Source organism: Stenotrophomonas sp. ESTM1D_MKCIP4_1 (assembly GCF_003086895.1).
Classification (GTDB): domain Bacteria; phylum Pseudomonadota; class Gammaproteobacteria; order Xanthomonadales; family Xanthomonadaceae; genus Stenotrophomonas.
Map to the genome: position 1 here is coordinate 3,070,233 of NZ_CP026004.1, position 15,723 is coordinate 3,085,955.

The following is a 15,723-nucleotide window of genomic DNA, read 5'->3' on the forward strand; positions in this document are numbered from 1 at the left end:
TGTGTACATGGTGCGGCCGCTCGTTGCCGCCAATCGCCGCACACTGCCGGTGCTGGTCAAACGCCAGCGACAGGCGCACGATGCGCCACGTTCACGTTGACGCCACCCTCGCCCCTGCTGCCGCACCCTTGCGCCGATGACCCCAGCCCACGACCCCGCCACCGCTTCCCATACCCCGGCATGGAAGCGGGTCCTGACCATCGTCATCCCGTTGCTGATCCTGGCCCTGGCCCTGCACGGGCTGGCCAATGAATTCGATGAGCACGGCTACCGCGCCATCCGCGAAGCCTTCCGCCAGCTCACCGCGGCACAGATCGCGCTGACCGTGCTGCTGGGCCTGGCCAGCTACGCCTGCCTGATCGGCTTCGATGCCATCGGCCTGCGCCGCAGCGGCATCCGCGTGCATCCGGCGCGCGTGGGCATCACCGCGTTCCTCGCCCACACGCTGGGCCAGACGGTCGGCTTCGCCGCACTGACCGGTGGCGCGGTGCGCCTGCGGGGCTACCGCAGTGCCGGCCTGGATCTGGCGCAGATCGGCCAGGTGGTGCTGATGAGCACGCTGGGCTTCGTGTTCGGTGCCTGGCTGCTGATCGGCGTGGCCCTGTGCATGGAACCGGCCGCCGCCGCACTGGCGCTGCCGCTCGACCCGGCGGCGGTGCGCGTGGTCGGCATCCTCGCCCTGCTGGCCTATGCCGCCACCGTGCTGCTGGTAGGCCGCAACGGGCGCCAGTTCCGCATCTTCGGCCATGGCCTGTGGCTGCCCGACCGGCGCACCATGCTCGGCGTCACCGTGCTCAGCGTCATCGAACTGGTGCTGGCCAGCGCGGCCTTCTACGTGCTGCTGCCCGACTCCACGCCCACCGGCCTGCCCGGCTTCGTCGGCCTGTATCTGGTGGCGGTGCTGGCCGGCCTGGTGTCGACCGTGCCGGCCGGCCTGGGCGTGTTCGAGTGGAGCCTGCTGAAGCTGCTGCCGCAGGTTGCCCCGGCCGCGGTGCTCGCCGCCGCGTTGATCTACCGCGTCACCTACTACGTTCTGCCGCTGCTGCTGGCCACCCTGCTCGCCCTCGCCCCGGCCCTGCGGCAACCGCTGCAGGCCAGCGCCGGGGCCACCCGCGCCGGCTGGCATGCGCTGCGGCCGTGGTTGCCGCAGATCATCGCGCTGGCGGCGTTCAGCATCGGCGCCGCGCTGGTCATCGACGGCACGCTGCCGACGCCGCGCCGCCATCTGCTCAATGCATCGCTACCCATCCTGGAAACCTCGCACCTGATCGGCAGCCTTGGCGGCGTCGCCCTGCTGCTGATCGGCCAGGGCCTGGCCCGGCGCAGCCATGCGGCGTGGATGCTGGCGATGGCGGTGTGCGTCATCACGCCGCTGCCGCTGTGGCTGCGCGGCGGCCAACCGCTCATTGCCGTCTCCGCCCTGTTGGTGGCCATGGCGCTGTGGGCCGCGCGCCGCGAGTTCTACCGCCAGGGTGCGCTGCTGGACGAAGCCTGGTCGTGGCCTTGGCTGCGCAACCTGGGGCTGGTGCTGGTCGCCGTCACCTGGCTGCTGTTCTTCACCTACAGCCACGTCGAGTACCAGAACGAGCTGTGGTGGCAGTTCGCGGTGTCGGGCAATGCACCGCGCGCACTGCGTGCGTTGCTGGTGGTGGCCATCGCACTGGTGATGTTCGGCCTGGCGCGCCTGCTGCACAGCACGCGCACGCCGCTGCCGGCCGCCGACGATGCCACGCTGCAGGCTCTGGCACCGGTGCTGGCCAGCGCCACCGATACCCAGGCCTGCCTGGTGCTGACCGCCGACAAGGCCGTGCTGCGCGACGAAGCACAACAGGGCTTTGTGATGATGCAGCGCTACGGCGGTTCGCTGATTGCGATGGGCGACCCGGTCGGCCCACCCGACGTGGCCCGTGCGCTGATCTGGCGCTTCCGCGAGGAAGCCGACCGGCTCGGCCTGCGCCCGGTGTTCTACCAGGTGGGCGAGGCGTACTGGCAGACGTATCTGGATCTGGGCCTGGGCCTGGTCAAACTGGGCGAGGAAGCCATCGTGCCGCTGCACGACTTCGGCCTGGAGGGACGCGAGCGGGCAGACCTGCGCCAGGCCTGGAACCGCGGCAAGCGCAGCGGCCTGTCGTTCCGCGTGGCGCCGGTGGAAGAGATTCCCGATCTGCTGCCGCGCCTGCACACCATTTCCAACGCCTGGCTGGACGACAAGGCGGGGGATGAAAAAGGCTTCTCGCTGGGCAGCTTCGATCCCGGTTATCTGGCGCGCTTCCCGGTGGCGCTGGTGGAGGCTGAAGGGCAGATCGTGGCGTTCGCCAACCTGTGGCAGGCACCGGCCGGCGCCGAGCTGTCAGTGGACCTGATGCGCCACGTCAACGAAGCGCCGAAAGGCACGATGGATTTCCTGTTCATCGAGCTGTTCCTGTGGGGCCGCGCGCAGGGCTATGCGCGCTTCTCGCTGGGCATGGCGCCGCTGTCCGGGCTGGCCCAGCACCGCCTGGCCGGGCGTTGGAACCGCCTGGCCGGCCTGCTGGCACGGCATGGCGAACGCTTCTATGGCTTCAGCGGGCTGCGCCGCTTCAAATCGAAGTTCGATCCGCAGTGGCGGCCGCGTTATCTGGCTGCACCGGGTGGCATGCACCTGCCGGCGGCGCTGCTGGATGCCACGCGGCTGATCTCGCTGGACCCGCGCCGCGGGTGATCGCTCCCCTTGGTGGGTGCGAACCCTCCCCCCCGGTGGGTGCGAACCCTCCCCCCCCGGTGGGTGCGAACCCTCCCCCCCCGGTGGGTGCGAACCGTTGGTTCGCACGCTCTACGCACCGCCCTTGAGGATCACATCCGCCAGGCGGTCATAGTCACCATTGAAGTGATGGTCGCCCGGCAGCTTCACCTTCTGCACGCCATCGTTGGCCGGCAGGTCCGGGCACAGCGCGTCCTCATCCTTCTCGCCATACACGCACAGGGTGATGGCCGCCGGCAGTTTCGCCACTTCCGGTGCGATGGGCAGGCCGCCACCACCGCCGCCGAGCCAGTTGCTGACGTGGAACTCGAAATCCGCCTTGCGCCCTACCGACAACAACGCGATGCGCTCGACGCTGCCGAGGGTACCCGCATCGAGCTGGTTGATGGTGGCCGGCAGGACATCGGCGCCCTGCGAGAAACCCACCAGCATCACCTTGTCGCGGTGCCACTGCTGCCTGTAGTGGGCGACGATCTTCTGCAGGTCGAGGGCAAAGCCCTTCGGCGTGCGCTCGCTCCAGAAATACCGCAGTGAATCGATGCCGACCACGGCCACACCATGTTCGCTGAGCGAGGTGGCCACATTTTTGTCCAGGCCTGCCCAGCCGCCGTCGCCCGACACGAACACCGCCAGGGTGTCGCCATTGCCGGCGGCCGGCACTTCCACCACCGGCAGGCCCTTCAGCGCGTCCGGCGGCGGCGCCAGGCTCACGCCGGCCTGTGCGCCGACCACCCGCGCCGCAGCCACCAGGCCAGGCGAGGCATCACCGCGTGCGGTGCGCTTGAACTCACGGGCCATCGCCACCTGCTGCACGAACGGGCTGGCCTGGCCGGCCTTGCAGCCCGTGCCGCCGGCCGCACTCAGCCACGGGAAATTCAGTTCGGCCGGCTGCAGCCTGTTGTGCTTCACGCCATCGCCGCAGACCATGCGCTCGTGGCTGTGGTCGGGGCAGAAGCCGGTGGTCAGCAGCCCGGCAAACACCTGGGTGTCGGCCTGCGCGGCCAGGGTATAGGCCACTTCGGCGCCTTCGCCATCACCGCCCACCAGCGGAAGGTGGTAACCCGGCAGATGCAGCGACGCCTGCAGCCAACGCGAGAAGTTCTCGACGTCGCCCGCACCGAATGAACACGTCGGGTTGCCTTCGCGCTTGAGCACGCCGCGCAGGTGGGCGATATCCACCGCAGCCACCAGGGCACCGTCGGCGCGCAGCGCTTCAATCGGCAGGCGGCTGGTATCGCCACCGGCCGTCGGCTCATGGAACCAGATCACCACACGCTGCGGTGTGCCTGCCGGCATGTGCACTGGAATCTGGTCGAAGCGCCCGTGGCTGAACTGCTGCACATTGCCCGCCGCCATGGCCGGCCACGCTGCCAGCGCCAGCACCACACCCATTGCCCTGCACAGCCCTGCACGCTTCATATCGCATCCCCGGTGGAATGCGCACACGATACGCCGGCGCCGCGTGCACGGCACGTACCCGTGCAGGCCATTGGGGTTTCAGTGGGCGTCGATGCGGCGGCTGCGCTGGTACAGGCTTGCGGCCAGCCACAGCAGCCAGCCGACGATCACCACGATCACCGTCTTCTGGCCCACGCCGCGCGGTGGACCCGCACGCCACAGCACGTGCAGCCACAGCAGCACGAACGCCAGCCACGCCCAGCCCCACAGCAGGGCCGCACTGCGTTGCCAGCCCGGTTCGCGGCGCAGGTACCACGACTGCAGCAGCATGCCGACGCTGGCGCACAGGAACGCCGTGTTGGCGGCCAGGCCATGCACCAGCGGCGCCAGCAGTGGTGTGGCCTGCGGCAACCAGCTGTCGCCGATGGACACCGTCGCCAGGCCGAGCGCAGCCACAGTGAACAGCAACGGCGCGGCGGCACTGCGGCGCGGCCCCGTGCAGTGCCGGTACAGGGCGATGCCCAGCACCGCGATGGCCAGCGCCAGCAGGCAGTAGGCGCTGCGCAGGGCCAGCCCCCAGGGGCCATGCAGATACAGGCTCAGGGTGGCCTGCACCCAGTCAAGATCGCCACGCGCGAACTGGGTCCACACGGCCGTGGCGGTGAACAACACCAGCGCCACCAGGGCCAGCAGCGCCGCCGGCCGCGCGCGCGTCATGGCGCCTCCTGCGGGTGGCGCGCCAGCCATTCCGACAGCGCTTTGCGATAGCGCTGCAGCTCGTCCGAATACAGGTCGAGCACGCACAGCGGGCAGCCACTGCCACAGCACTCGTTGGGGCCGGGTTCTTCCGGCGGCAGCGGACGCGGATCGGGATCAGGCACAGACACGAGGTCGGTCACAGGCAGGCACGGCGTTGCAGACAGGCGCCCAGTGTAACGGCAGCGCTCAGGCGTCCAGCTGACGCCGCAGGTTGGCGCGCGCGGCGGCGTCCAGCCGCTGGTGGAAGAAATCGCTGAGGAAGATGCGCGGCGCACGCAGCAGGCCCTGCAGGAACCGGCGGCGGCCGGCGCGATAGAGGAAGCCCGGCACCACGCCCTTGTATTCCTCGGCCACGCCACGGTCGTAGGCGGTAAACACCGCTTCGGGCGCAGCTAGGATGGCCATGTCGCAATCCAGGAACAGCGCGGCCTCGGCATCCACGTCGTCCGGTCCCAGTTCACCGTGGCGCGCGGTCAGCAGGATCAGCTGTTCCACCCGTGCCGCATCCACGCCGGCCAGCTCCGGTGCCTGCACAATGGCCCGGCGCGCCAGTTCGGCCGAACGCGCTTCGTTGTCCTTGCGCCCCGCTTGGTAGATGGCGTCGTGGTACAGCACCGCCAGGTACACCTCGGCCGGGTGCTGCCAGCCCGGCCCGGCCGCCACGTCCTGGCAATGCTGCAGCACTGCGCGCACGTGACCGAAGTGGTGGTAGGCACGCGGCGGCGTGGCGTAGGCATCCTGCAGCGTCTGCCACTGTGCCGGTGCAAGCGGAATCGGGGCGAAGTCCATGCAGGGATCATCCCGCCGGCAGCCGCTGCGGGCAAGCTGGTCAATTTTTCACCAGGCACTCACATCGCTTGCCGGGCAAGGCTGGCATCGGGTTGTCCACAGCTTTGTCGCGGGCTGGTCCACACCCGGTGTGGATGAACGTGGGATGCCGACCAGCGGTGGGTTGCGGCGGGCCTGCGCAGGTCTACACTGCCGGCAGGCGGGGCTGCCCGCCGCTGCCGGGAACTGCGATGCGCCGTCTCGCCGCTTGTTGCCTTGCCTCTCTGCTGGCTGCCACGGGCGCGTCGGCTGCCCTCGCCCAGGATCCCCCGCCGCCTGCGCCGTATGTGGCCCCGGCCGCGCCGGTCGCGGTGGCCAGCGTCCCTGCCCCGTCCCAGGTGCTGGCCGTTCCCGCGCCGCTGCGGCAGATGCTGCGGGAACGCGTGATCGCGCGCCACAGCGGGCGCGAGCAGCGCCTGCAGGCGCTGGTCGAGATGATCTTCGGCGCGCAGGCGATGGACCTGCAGTACGACCCCAATGCTACCTACACGCTGCCGGAAATCTGGCAGAAGCGGCAGGCCAACTGCCTCGCGTTCACCCTGCTGTTCGCCACGCTGGCGCGCGAGGCCGGCATCCAGGCGCGGGTGCAGGAGGTGGACCGCGTGGTGTCCTGGTACCAGGATCAGAACCAGGGCGTGGTCTACAGCGTGGGCCACGTCAACGTGGGCGTGCAGGTGGACGGACGCAGCGGTACCGTCGACCTGGACCGCAACGTCCTCTACGACCGGCGCGGCCCGCAGCCGATCAGCCTGGACCGGGCGCTGGCGCACTTCTACAACAACCGGGGCGCCGAACGCATGACTGTCGGCGACAACGTGGGCGCGCGGGCTTTCTTCAACGCCGCGCTGGTGCAGGCACCGGAGTTCGCGGCCACCTGGAACAACCTCGGCGTGCTGGACAGCCGCGAGGGCGACCTGGCCGGTGCGCGCGCGGCGCTGGAAAAGGCGCTGCAGCTGGATGCGCGCGAGGATTCGGCGTTGATCAACGCCAGTGTGCTGTACCGCCGCCTGGGCCTGGTCGCGCAGGCGCAGGCGCTGGAGAGGCGCCTGGAGGTGGTGCAGCGCGATGATCCGTTCGCGCAGTACATCGCCGGTGCCGCGGCGGAGCGCAGCGGCGACCTGGCCACGGCAATCCGGTACTACCGGCGTGCGGTACGGTTGTACGACAGCGCGCACCAGTTCCATTTCGGGCTGGCGCGTGCGTACTTCCTCAGTGGCCAGATGGCGCGTGCCGACCACGAACTGATGCGGGCACGCGCCCTGGGTGGCAGCAGCAACCAGCAGCGCTACCAGGCCAAGCTGGACGGTCTGGCCCGTCTGCGAACGCAGCAGGCGCGGCGCTGAGGGTGGCTCAGGCCTTCTTGAGGAAACAGGTCTTCAGCACCAAGCCCTTGATCTTGTCCGAGTTGCCTTCGATGTGTTCGGCATCGTCTTCGACCAGGCGGATGTTGCGGATGACTGTGCCCTGCTTCAGCGGGATGGACGACCCTTTGACCTTCAGGTCCTTGATGACGGTGACCGTGTCCCCGGCCTGAAGAGTGTTGCCGTTGCTGTCCCGCACGACCAGGGTCGAGCCGGCGCTTTCATCGGCGGTCCACTCGAAGCCGCAGTCGGCGCAGATCCACAGCGCGCCATCGGCGTAGGTGTTTTCCAGGGTGCACTGCGGGCAGGCGGGAACGGACGACATCAGCAAGTACCTCAAAATGAATCAACGGCCGCCATTGTAACCGGCGGGTCCGTGCTTCCATTTTTTCCGGCGTGTGGCGCCTCTGTTGATACCGGTTTGAGGCGATGGGCCATGCGGAGCAGGACCGCAGGCGCCATGGATGGCGCCTACGAGCCCCCATGGATGGGTTTACGGCGTGTCCTGCTCCGGCCGCCCCCTCGGCTTAACCCGTAGCAGGGAGGCGCTGAACCCAACCGAAGCCGACAGGAACTTGCAGGAAGACCCGAACTGCAGCAGAGTGCGCGGCCCCCGCACGTCCCTGGACCTTCCCATGCGCCTTGGCATCGACTTCGGTACCAGCAACTCCGCCGCCGCCATCGTCCGCGATGGACAGCTGCTGCCGATCCGCTTCGGCGACGCCGAACAGTTCCGCACCAGCGTCTACTTCCCCGGCGTGGTGCCCGACCCGGACGACTTCCAGCTCGACGCCGGCCAGGAACACGAACTGCAGCAGATGATCGACAGCGCCGCCCGCGCGGCCCGCGCCGCCGGCCAGGAACGCACCCCGCAGGCATTGCGCCGCGAAGCCCTGCGCGCCCTGCGCCGCGAATGGATGGAAGCCCGTGCCGGCAAGGAACGCAGCGCCAGCGACCTGCTGCAGAACGCCATCTACGGCGACGACGCGCTGGAAGCCTACTTCGAGGAACACGAAGGCAACCTGGTGCAGAGCCCGAAATCGATGCTCGGCTACAACCTGCACCCGCGCGCACGCCAGACCATCACCGGCATCGCCGCGCACATCCTCGAACACATCCGCCTGACCGCCAGCGCCCAGCTCGGCCAGCCGCTGCGCGCAGCCCTGCTGGGCCGGCCGGTGCAGTTCCGCAGCTCCATCGGCGCAGCCGGCAACGAACAGGCGCTGGACATCCTGCGCGAGGCCGCCACCCAGGCCGGCTTCGACCAGATCGACTTCCTCGAAGAACCGGCGGCGGCGGCCATGCACTACCACGCCGAAAGCCGCGAGCGGCACCAGGCCGTCATCGTCGATATCGGCGGCGGCACCACCGACATCGCCCACGCCGAAGTGGGCGGCGATGCCGCCCCGCGCATCCACCGCGCCTGGGGTATTGCCCGTGGCGGTACCGATATCGACCTGTCGCTAAGCCTGTCCAGCTACATGCCGCTGTTCGGCCGCGGCATCACCCGCGTACCCGCCCACCACTACGTGGAAGCGGCCACCGTGCAGGACATGACCCGCCAGCGCGATTTCCGCCAGCACAAGTACGACCACGTCGATGACCCGTACGGCTCGCGCCTGCAGGCACTGCAGGACACCGGCAATACCGCGCGCCTGTACCGCGACGTCGAACGCGCCAAGATCGCCCTCAGCAGCAGCCCCAGCCACCGCAGCACGCTGGACTACATCGCCCGCGATCTGCATGCCGACAGCAGCACCGAAGGCCTGGCCAGCGCCGCCTCCGGCTACCTGGCCCAGATCCGCGAGCTGCTGGCCCAGGTCCGCAGCGACATCGGCGGGGACCCCGACGCGGTGTTCCTGACCGGCGGCATGTCCCGCGCCGGCTACCTGCGCCAGGCGGCGGCCGAGGCCTTCCCGGGCGCCCGCATGGTCCATGGCGAGCCCTCGCTGGGCGTGGTCCAGGGCCTGGCGCTGGCGGCAGCCAGCCGGGATTAACAAAACGTTACGCGGACTTTGCTACCCTCGGTAGGCTTGATAGGGCTCTACCTTCCGCCGGCTGCGCCGGTGTGTGTACCCGGGTAGGGCCCGGCCCGCCCAGCGGGCCTTGCGGCCATGCCTTCTGGCTCGTTCATGGTCCGCGTACTACCCGAGCCGCCATCGAGACCCGCTTTGGGCACCCGCCTGGCCCCTGTGGCCGCACAACCTGAAGAAGCACCTGCACCCATCGACTGCCGCCGTTGTGACGCGGTCTGTTGCCGGTTGCCCGTGCTGCTGCAGGCCGGCGACGACGTGCCCCGCCAGTATACCTCGCGCGACAGGCACGGCCGTGCCGTGATGGCGCGCAATGATGAGGGCTGGTGCGCGGCGATCGATCCCTATCACCTGCGCTGCACGATCTATTCGCAGCGCCCGGCGATCTGCCGCCAGTTTTCGATGGGCGGCGATGACTGCCGCCGCGAGCGGCAGGATTACCTGCGACAGGCCGATGCCTGGTCGCTTTCCTCCCCTTCCACCTGACAGGAGCAACCATGCCCCGCAAGGCAAAGACCCCCGCGAAGGCTACCAACAGCATCCGCAGCGAACGCAAGGGCGCGGCCGCCAGCACCACGGTCAGCAGCGATTCGATTGCGTCCGATCTGGCCGCGTTCCGCAAGAGCGGTGGCAAGATCGAAGTGCTTGGCACCACCTGGTCGCTGAAGAAAGCCAGCTGACCCACCCTGACCGCGGCGGCGCTGCCGCCGCGGCCTGCCGGGCCGCGCTCAGCGGTCCAGGCGCACCCGCACACTGCCCGAATGCGACTGGATGCGGATGTCACCGTCGCCGCTGCCCAGCTTCGTGTCCAGGTTGCTGCCCGGCCCATAGCGCGGCCGCTCCACGGTGCCGGCATCACTGTTGATCGCGCCGGCAAAGCTGTTCACCGACAGCTGGGCCGAAACGTTGGCGGGCAACCGCAGGTTGACCGACGCACTGACCGATTCGACGTTGATGCGACCGCCCGGCACCAGGCCCGCGGCGGACAGATCAATGCCGCCCGAGACCGTCTCCACCGCCAGGCGCTGGACGCGGCCGGCATCCACCCCGACCCGTCCGGACACCGTCTGCGCGCCGATGTCGCCGGACACGCCGCCACCGGCCTCGATGCGTCCACTGACCGTGTTCACGTCCAGGCGCGGCGTCTGCAGCTTGGCGATGACATTGCCGCTGACCGTGTTGAGCTTGCTGTCACCACTGCGCCCCGCCGCAGTGAGGCTGCCACTGACCGTATCAGCCTGCAGCCGGCGCACATCGATGCCGCTGATGTCCTGGTCGGCGCTGACCGTGCTGAGCAGCAGTTCCGAAGAACGCGGCACGTTCAACACCAGGGTGGCCGTGCCGGTGGTGTGGCGCCGCGGGTATTCCACTTCCCAGCGCACGCGGTTGGCGCTCTTTTCCTGGCGCAGCTGCAGGCCATCGCCCAGGCTGCCGGTCAGCTGCACCTCATTGCGGTCCCAACCGCGTACCGTGACCTTGCCGGCCACGTTGCTCAGTTCGATGCGTCCCCCGCTGGCGAGGGTGTGGCGCTCATCGACGCGCGTATCGGCCAGGGCCAGCGAAGGCAGCAGCAGCAACGCGGCGCAGAGCGGGAAATAGGTTCGCATGGGATGGTTCTCCTCAGGTTGTCAGGCCGGCCGCGGCGGCCTGCGCCGCCTGCCGGGTCAATTCCAGCCGCAATGTGTAGGTCCGCTTGAGCTGTCCAAGCAGGTGCGGTGCGCGCGGATCCTGCGCCAGCGCGGCGCGGATCTGCGCCGCACTTTCATCCAGTTCATGCAGGGCCGGCTGCCATTCCGCCGCGCGGGTAGCGGGCAGCGATGCCACGGCCTGCCGGTACTGTTCGGTCATTGCCGCCGCCTGCAGCTGCAGGATCGATGGCGCCGGCGCCGGCTGCGGTGCCTGCCGCCACGGGCCTACGGTGTAGACCGCCAGGCTGGCAGCCAGCGCGGCACCGACCGGCAGCCACCCGCGTGAGCGGGCACGCCGCGGCAGGGCCACGACGTTGTCCGCCTGCTCCACTGCGGTGGGCGCCTCGCGCGGGGGCAACCGGGCTGCCAGGCGCGCCCAGCCATCGGCCGGTGGCATGCGCTGGTCGGGCAGTGCCCGCAGGCGCGCCTGCAGCACGGGGTCAGGGGTGTGGTCGGTTTCGTGGTCACTCATGTCATGTCTCCCAGGCGCATGCGCAACAAGCCACGCGCGCGGTGCAGCTGTGCCTTGGAACTGCCGACAGCCATCTGCAGCTGTTCGGCGATTTCCTGGTGTTTCCAGCCCTCGATATCGTGCAGCACCAGCACTGCACGGGCGCGTGGTGGCAAGGTCGCCAACGCGCGCTCCAGATCGCGTTCGGTGCCGGCGCAGCGGTCATGCACGGCCAGCGCCTGCACATCGGCGTCGACGTCGTCCAGGCTGTCGTGGTCCTGCCCGCCCGCGCGGCCCCGCAGTTCCATCAGGGCCGCGTTCACGCCCAGCCGGTGCAGCCAGGTCGACAGGCTGCTCTCGAAACGGAACCCGGGCAGCGCCTTCCACGCCTGCAGGAACGCTTCCTGCAGGGCATCTTCGGCGCGCGCCTGCTGGCCACCACACAGGCGCCACAACACAGCGAACACACGCGGCGAATGGCGCCGGTAGAGCTGTTCGTAAGCGCTGACGTCGCCTGCCGCCGCTGCCCGCACCAGGGCGGGTTCGTCGGTGGCGTCGTTGGCAGCGGGCGGCGCGGGCATGGTGGTGTCGAGCATATCGCTTGGATGCGGCCACCCGGAAAAAGGTTTAAGGCCCATTGACGGCGGCGGCATTGCAACCTTTTCGGCGCTGGCTGCATCCATGCAGGGTCCTTGCTGAAAACAGCCCCCGGAGCCCTGCCATGTCCAGTTCCTCCTGCGCCGCCCTGCTGGTGATCGTCGCCTGCGTCGTGCTGCAGGCCCTGGATCTGTCGCTGCAGCTGAGCGCCGACCGCACCGGGGCCTGCCTGCAGCAGCATCATCAGGCGCTGGCGTGCCTGGCATGGACCGGCCCGGTCGAAACCCCGGCAGTCGCCGGGTAACATCAAGGGCCGTTACCGCCACGTGTTGTCGCCCCATGATGTTGTCGCTGAAAGATCACCTGCCGGCCTGGAGCCACCCATGGCTGAACTACCTGGGTATCGCCCTGCAGATCGCGCTGGTGCTGGTGATCGCCTGGTTGCTGCGGGTACTTGCCCGCCGCCTGATCCGCCGCTTCGCCGACCACTACACGCTGCCGCCGGAGATGGCGATGGGCGCGCGTCGGATCACCAGTTTCGTGGTCTATTTCAGCGCGCTGCTGTACATCCTCAGCCTGCTGGGCACTTCGCCGTCGGTGCTGTGGACGGCCTTCACCGGTTTTGCCGCGGTGGGCGCGGTGGCGTTCTTCGCGGCATGGAGCGTGCTGTCCAACATCTTCTGCACGCTGTTGATCTTCACCACCCGTCCGTTCCGCCTGCATGACTACATCGAGGTGCTGGAGAACGGCGAGAAGCCGGACCTGAAAGGCCGGGTGATCGACGTGAACCTGATCTACACGACGCTGCAGGAAACCGGCGAGGGCCACGAGGGCACGGTGCTGCAGCTGCCGAACAACCTGTTCTTCCAGCGCACGGTGCGGCGCTGGCGCGATCCCTCGCACGCCCCGGGCGGGATCCAGGGCGACGGCTGAGGGGTGGTTTTTCTTTGCAGGGCTGCGCCCTGCACCTGCGGTAGTGCCGGCCGCTGGCCGGCAACGTCAACGTCAAAAGCTGGATTTCCGTCGGTTGGCAGGGTGGGTCCGGTTGAGGGGGACGGCGTGAATACGTCCATGTAGCCTCGGTCGCGCCATCCATGGCGCTCACGCCCCCTCAACCGGACCCACCCCGCCTTCGACAGTTTCCCGCGGGCTGTCGGAACGGCATGGGGTCGGATCCCGTTGCTGCGCAACGGGCTCTGACCCCAGTTTGAATATCGATATCTGACAGAAAAAATCGTGTCGACCAAGGTCGACACCTACCAACAGCACACGGAATCTGTCAGAGGCGGGGCGGTGTGGGCTTGCAGGACCGTTGGCGCCATGGATGGCGCCATCGAGCCCCCATGGACGGGTTTACGGCGTGTCCTGCAAGCCCACACCGCCCCGCCATCCCGCGGAACGCCGCTTCGGCTTTTGACGTTGCCGTTGTATTGAGCGGGTGCAGGGCGCAGCCCCGCAATAAAGACTCCCTTACCTCAACTGGCTGTCCTTGCTACCGCGCCGGTTGTAGCCGGCGTGCGCCTGCTCTTCGTCGTCCAGCGCCTGCTGGCAGGCCACGCACAGACGGACGCCGGGCACAGCCTGCCGCCGCGCCAGGGGAATGGGCGCGTCGCATTCCTCACAGTGTTCAAGACCCGGGCCCTGGCGCAACTGGCGCCGCGCACGGGCAATCGCATCATCAACGGTGGCGTCGATCTGGTCCTGGACCGCGCCGTCTCCCGCCCAACCGGTGGCCATGCCCATCCTCCGCAGGTGTGTCGCCTGATATGGGGACGATACACCCACCAAAAAGGAGCGCCTTGCTGTAGCGCCGAGCCATGCTCGGCGGGGCTTCAGCAAGCTGAGGGAATGCTGACGGGGTCCGATCAAGCCGATTGCGACTTAAACCCCTCCGTCCCCTCCTTTGGCGTTACCAGACCAGGTCGTCGGGTACCTGGAACTGGGCGTAGTAGGCGTCGTCCTCGGCATTGCCGGTGGAAATCTCGGCGCTCGAGCCCGGCTGGCCGTGGTCGACGATGATCGCTTCCGGCGCACGTTCGCGCACCTTCTCGGCAGCTGCACGCGGCAGCAATGCGTAGCTCTCGCCGTTGGCGACGATAACCAGCACACCCACCGACAGCGCCTTGCGCAGTTTGGGATCGATCAGCAGGGTGCGGATGGCCGCGCCATCGCTGAAGCGGTATTCGTCATCGCCTTTGTGGGGCACGGCATGGGCCGTGATGATCTGCTTCGCCTGCGCCTTCCGTTCAGCCTGCTTGGCCAGGGCATTGCGCTCCGCGGCCAGCGCACGGTCGCGTTCGACCTTTTCGGCGCGGACACGTTCAGCTTCGCGCTGGACCTCGGCCGAGGTCGATTCGGCCTTGCCCTGGCGGGCCTTGGCCTGCTCGCGCGCGGCGTTGCTGGCCTGCGACTTCTTGGCCAGGCCGGCCTTGAGCAATTGTTCCTGCAGCGCGTTGGGCTTTGCCATGGTCGTTGCGTACCGCGTGTAATCTTGGATGCCCCATTCTACCGACGCCCCGCCGCCCCTGCATGGCTGTCCTGAAGTACCTCACCGGCTATCCCGACCCCCTGGTCGCCCAGGTCAGCGAACTGCTGGCCCAGGGCCGGCTCGGCCCCTGGCTGCAGCAGCGCTACCCCGACCCGCACGAGGTGCGCAGCGACCGCCAGCTGTACGACTACACCCAGGAACTGAAGGACCGCTATCTGCGCAAATCGGTACCGCTCAACAAGGTCTGCTACGACAACACGCTGGAAGTCATCAAGCACGCGCTGGGCACCCATACCGCCATTTCCCGCGTGCATGGCGGGCGTCTGAAGGCCAGCCGCGAGATCCGCATCGCCACGGTGTTCCGCCAGGCACCGGCAGCCTTCCTGCGCATGATCGTGGTGCATGAGCTGGCCCACCTGAAGGAAGCCGACCACAACAAGGCGTTCTACCAGCTGTGCCAGCACATGGAACCGGACTACCTGCAGCTGGAGTTCGATACCCGCCTGTACCTGACCGAGCTGGCCAACCGCAGCCAACGCTGACCGGCCGCAGCGGCTACACTGCGCGCCCCTGACCGACCTGCCTGCCATGGAACCGATCCGCCTCGACAAACGCCTGTCCGCCCAGCTCGGGATCCCCCGCGGCGAAGCACGCCGCTACATCGAGGGCGGCTGGGTCACGGTTGACGGCGAGGTGGTCGAACAACCGCAGCGACCGGTTGATGAAAGCGCAGTGGTCGCAGTGGCCGAACAGGCCGAAGACAGCAAGGCCGAGCGGGTCAGCATGCTGCTGAACAAGCCCGCCGGGGTGCCCGCCGAGACGCTGTGCGCGCTGGTCAGCAGCAGCACGCGCAGCGAACTCGATGCCAGTGACATCCGATCGCTGCAGCGTCACTTCCATGGCCTGCAGCTGGCGGCGTCGCTGCCGGCCGCCGACAGTGGCCTGGTGGTGGTCAGCCAGGACCCGGCCACCCTCGCCCACCTGCAGCGCAACCTGGGCCGCACCGAACAGGAGTACCTGGTGGAAGTGGCCGAAGGTGGCCCCGAACGCGGACCGTGGCTGATGGCGCGGCTGCAGCAGGAATCGGGCGGGGCCAAGGTCAGCTGGCAGAGCGAGCAGCGCCTGCGCTTTGCCGGCAAGGGCCTGACCGCCAAGGGTCTGCGGACGGCAGTGGGCAACGCTGGGCTGCAGGTGACCGCAGTGCGCCGCCTGCGCATCGGTCGCGTGGCACTGGGGCCGCTGCCGCCGGGGCAGTGGCGGTACCTGGGCAGCGACGAGCGGTTCTGAGGTCCGGGGTCGGATCCCTTGCCGCAGGCAAGGGCTCTGACCCCATCCAACATTCCGGGGTCAGAGCCCTTGCCTGCGGCAAGGGATCCGACC

19 protein-coding genes are annotated in these 15,723 nt (G+C 68.7%); 9 read left to right on the top strand and 10 right to left on the bottom strand.

From position 1 onward, the window contains the following. Positions 1–136 precede the first annotated feature (136 nt). A complete protein-coding gene (mprF, locus tag C1924_RS14070) occupies positions 137–2,701 on the top strand; it encodes a bifunctional lysylphosphatidylglycerol flippase/synthetase MprF (protein ID WP_108765860.1) in 2,565 nt (854 codons plus the stop codon). Positions 2,702–2,812: 111 nt separating this feature from the next. Here mprF and C1924_RS14075 read toward each other — a convergent pair whose 3' ends face one another. The 4 genes from C1924_RS14075 to C1924_RS14090 all read right to left on the bottom strand — a co-directional run bounded on the left by C1924_RS14075 (position 2,813) and on the right by C1924_RS14090 (position 5,686). Next, positions 2,813–4,159: an AcvB/VirJ family lysyl-phosphatidylglycerol hydrolase gene (locus tag C1924_RS14075; RefSeq protein ID WP_254051142.1), complete on the bottom strand. Its 1,347-nt coding sequence runs from the start codon at positions 4,157–4,159 to the stop codon at positions 2,813–2,815. Positions 4,160–4,237: 78 nt separating this feature from the next. Then, entirely contained in the window at positions 4,238–4,855 is a 618-nt protein-coding gene (locus C1924_RS14080) for a DUF998 domain-containing protein (RefSeq protein WP_108765862.1), read from the bottom strand. Further along, positions 4,852–5,025, bottom strand: coding sequence for an oxidoreductase-like domain-containing protein (locus tag C1924_RS14085; protein ID WP_108767069.1), 174 nt, complete (start codon positions 5,023–5,025; stop codon positions 4,852–4,854). Before C1924_RS14085 ends, C1924_RS14080 begins: the two co-directional genes overlap by 4 nt. Positions 5,026–5,083: 58 nt before the next feature. Beyond that, positions 5,084–5,686, bottom strand: coding sequence for a hypothetical protein (locus C1924_RS14090; RefSeq protein WP_108765863.1), 603 nt, complete (start codon positions 5,684–5,686; stop codon positions 5,084–5,086). 230 nt (positions 5,687–5,916) lie between these two features. Here C1924_RS14090 and C1924_RS14095 point away from each other — a divergent pair, with 230 nt between their 5' ends. Then, positions 5,917–7,068 (top strand): transglutaminase domain-containing protein, encoded by a 1,152-nt coding sequence (locus C1924_RS14095; RefSeq protein ID WP_108765864.1) that lies wholly within the window; start codon positions 5,917–5,919, stop codon positions 7,066–7,068. 7 nt (positions 7,069–7,075) lie between these two features. Here the strand turns inward: C1924_RS14095 and C1924_RS14100 are convergent, their stop codons facing one another. Then, positions 7,076–7,411: a zinc ribbon domain-containing protein YjdM gene (locus tag C1924_RS14100; protein ID WP_108765865.1), complete on the bottom strand. Its 336-nt coding sequence runs from the start codon at positions 7,409–7,411 to the stop codon at positions 7,076–7,078. A gap of 310 nt (positions 7,412–7,721) precedes the next feature. On the opposite strand from C1924_RS14100, the gene C1924_RS14105 reads away from it, so the two are divergent. From C1924_RS14105 to C1924_RS14115, 3 genes are all read left to right on the top strand, one after another. Continuing rightward, positions 7,722–9,083, top strand: coding sequence for an Hsp70 family protein (locus C1924_RS14105; RefSeq protein ID WP_108765866.1), 1,362 nt, complete (start codon positions 7,722–7,724; stop codon positions 9,081–9,083). A 228-nt stretch (positions 9,084–9,311) separates the two neighbouring features. Further along, positions 9,312–9,605: a YkgJ family cysteine cluster protein gene (locus C1924_RS14110; protein WP_108747862.1), complete on the top strand. Its 294-nt coding sequence runs from the start codon at positions 9,312–9,314 to the stop codon at positions 9,603–9,605. An 11-nt stretch (positions 9,606–9,616) separates the two neighbouring features. After that, positions 9,617–9,799: a hypothetical protein gene (locus C1924_RS14115; protein WP_108765867.1), complete on the top strand. Its 183-nt coding sequence runs from the start codon at positions 9,617–9,619 to the stop codon at positions 9,797–9,799. Positions 9,800–9,847: 48 nt separating this feature from the next. Here C1924_RS14115 and C1924_RS14120 read toward each other — a convergent pair whose 3' ends face one another. From C1924_RS14120 to C1924_RS14130, 3 genes are read right to left on the bottom strand one after another with little or no spacing between them, the layout of a single operon-like run. Then, the gene (locus C1924_RS14120) at positions 9,848–10,726 is read right to left on the bottom strand and encodes a DUF4097 family beta strand repeat-containing protein (protein WP_108765868.1); all 879 of its coding nucleotides are present in this window, start codon (positions 10,724–10,726) and stop codon (positions 9,848–9,850) included. Between the two features lie 13 nt (positions 10,727–10,739). After that, positions 10,740–11,279: a hypothetical protein gene (locus tag C1924_RS14125; protein WP_108765869.1), complete on the bottom strand. Its 540-nt coding sequence runs from the start codon at positions 11,277–11,279 to the stop codon at positions 10,740–10,742. Further along, positions 11,276–11,854, bottom strand: coding sequence for a sigma-70 family RNA polymerase sigma factor (locus C1924_RS14130; protein ID WP_108765870.1), 579 nt, complete (start codon positions 11,852–11,854; stop codon positions 11,276–11,278). The genes C1924_RS14125 and C1924_RS14130 overlap by 4 nt, the downstream gene beginning before the upstream one ends. A gap of 125 nt (positions 11,855–11,979) precedes the next feature. Here C1924_RS14130 and C1924_RS14135 point away from each other — a divergent pair, with 125 nt between their 5' ends. Further along, on the top strand, positions 11,980–12,159 hold the full coding sequence (locus tag C1924_RS14135) for a hypothetical protein (RefSeq protein ID WP_108765871.1): 180 nt from the start codon (positions 11,980–11,982) through the stop codon (positions 12,157–12,159). A gap of 35 nt (positions 12,160–12,194) precedes the next feature. Then, on the top strand, positions 12,195–12,788 hold the full coding sequence (locus tag C1924_RS14140) for a mechanosensitive ion channel family protein (RefSeq protein ID WP_108765872.1): 594 nt from the start codon (positions 12,195–12,197) through the stop codon (positions 12,786–12,788). 537 nt (positions 12,789–13,325) lie between these two features. Here C1924_RS14140 and C1924_RS14145 read toward each other — a convergent pair. Together C1924_RS14145 and C1924_RS14150 are read right to left on the bottom strand one after the other, a co-directional pair. Next, positions 13,326–13,592 carry a DksA/TraR family C4-type zinc finger protein gene (locus tag C1924_RS14145; RefSeq protein ID WP_108750680.1) on the bottom strand — a complete coding sequence of 89 codons (267 nt, stop codon included), beginning with the start codon at positions 13,590–13,592 and terminating at the stop codon, positions 13,326–13,328. 172 nt (positions 13,593–13,764) lie between these two features. Further along, complete coding sequence (locus C1924_RS14150) at positions 13,765–14,322, bottom strand: DUF2058 domain-containing protein (protein WP_108765873.1); 558 nt, start codon at positions 14,320–14,322, stop codon at positions 13,765–13,767. Between the two features lie 62 nt (positions 14,323–14,384). Here C1924_RS14150 and C1924_RS14155 point away from each other — a divergent pair, with 62 nt between their 5' ends. Together C1924_RS14155 and C1924_RS14160 are read left to right on the top strand one after the other, a co-directional pair. Beyond that, on the top strand, positions 14,385–14,885 hold the full coding sequence (locus C1924_RS14155) for a M48 family metallopeptidase (protein WP_108765874.1): 501 nt from the start codon (positions 14,385–14,387) through the stop codon (positions 14,883–14,885). A 46-nt stretch (positions 14,886–14,931) separates the two neighbouring features. Continuing rightward, complete coding sequence (locus C1924_RS14160; protein ID WP_108765875.1) at positions 14,932–15,630, top strand: RNA pseudouridine synthase; 699 nt, start codon at positions 14,932–14,934, stop codon at positions 15,628–15,630. Positions 15,631–15,723 lie beyond the last annotated feature (93 nt).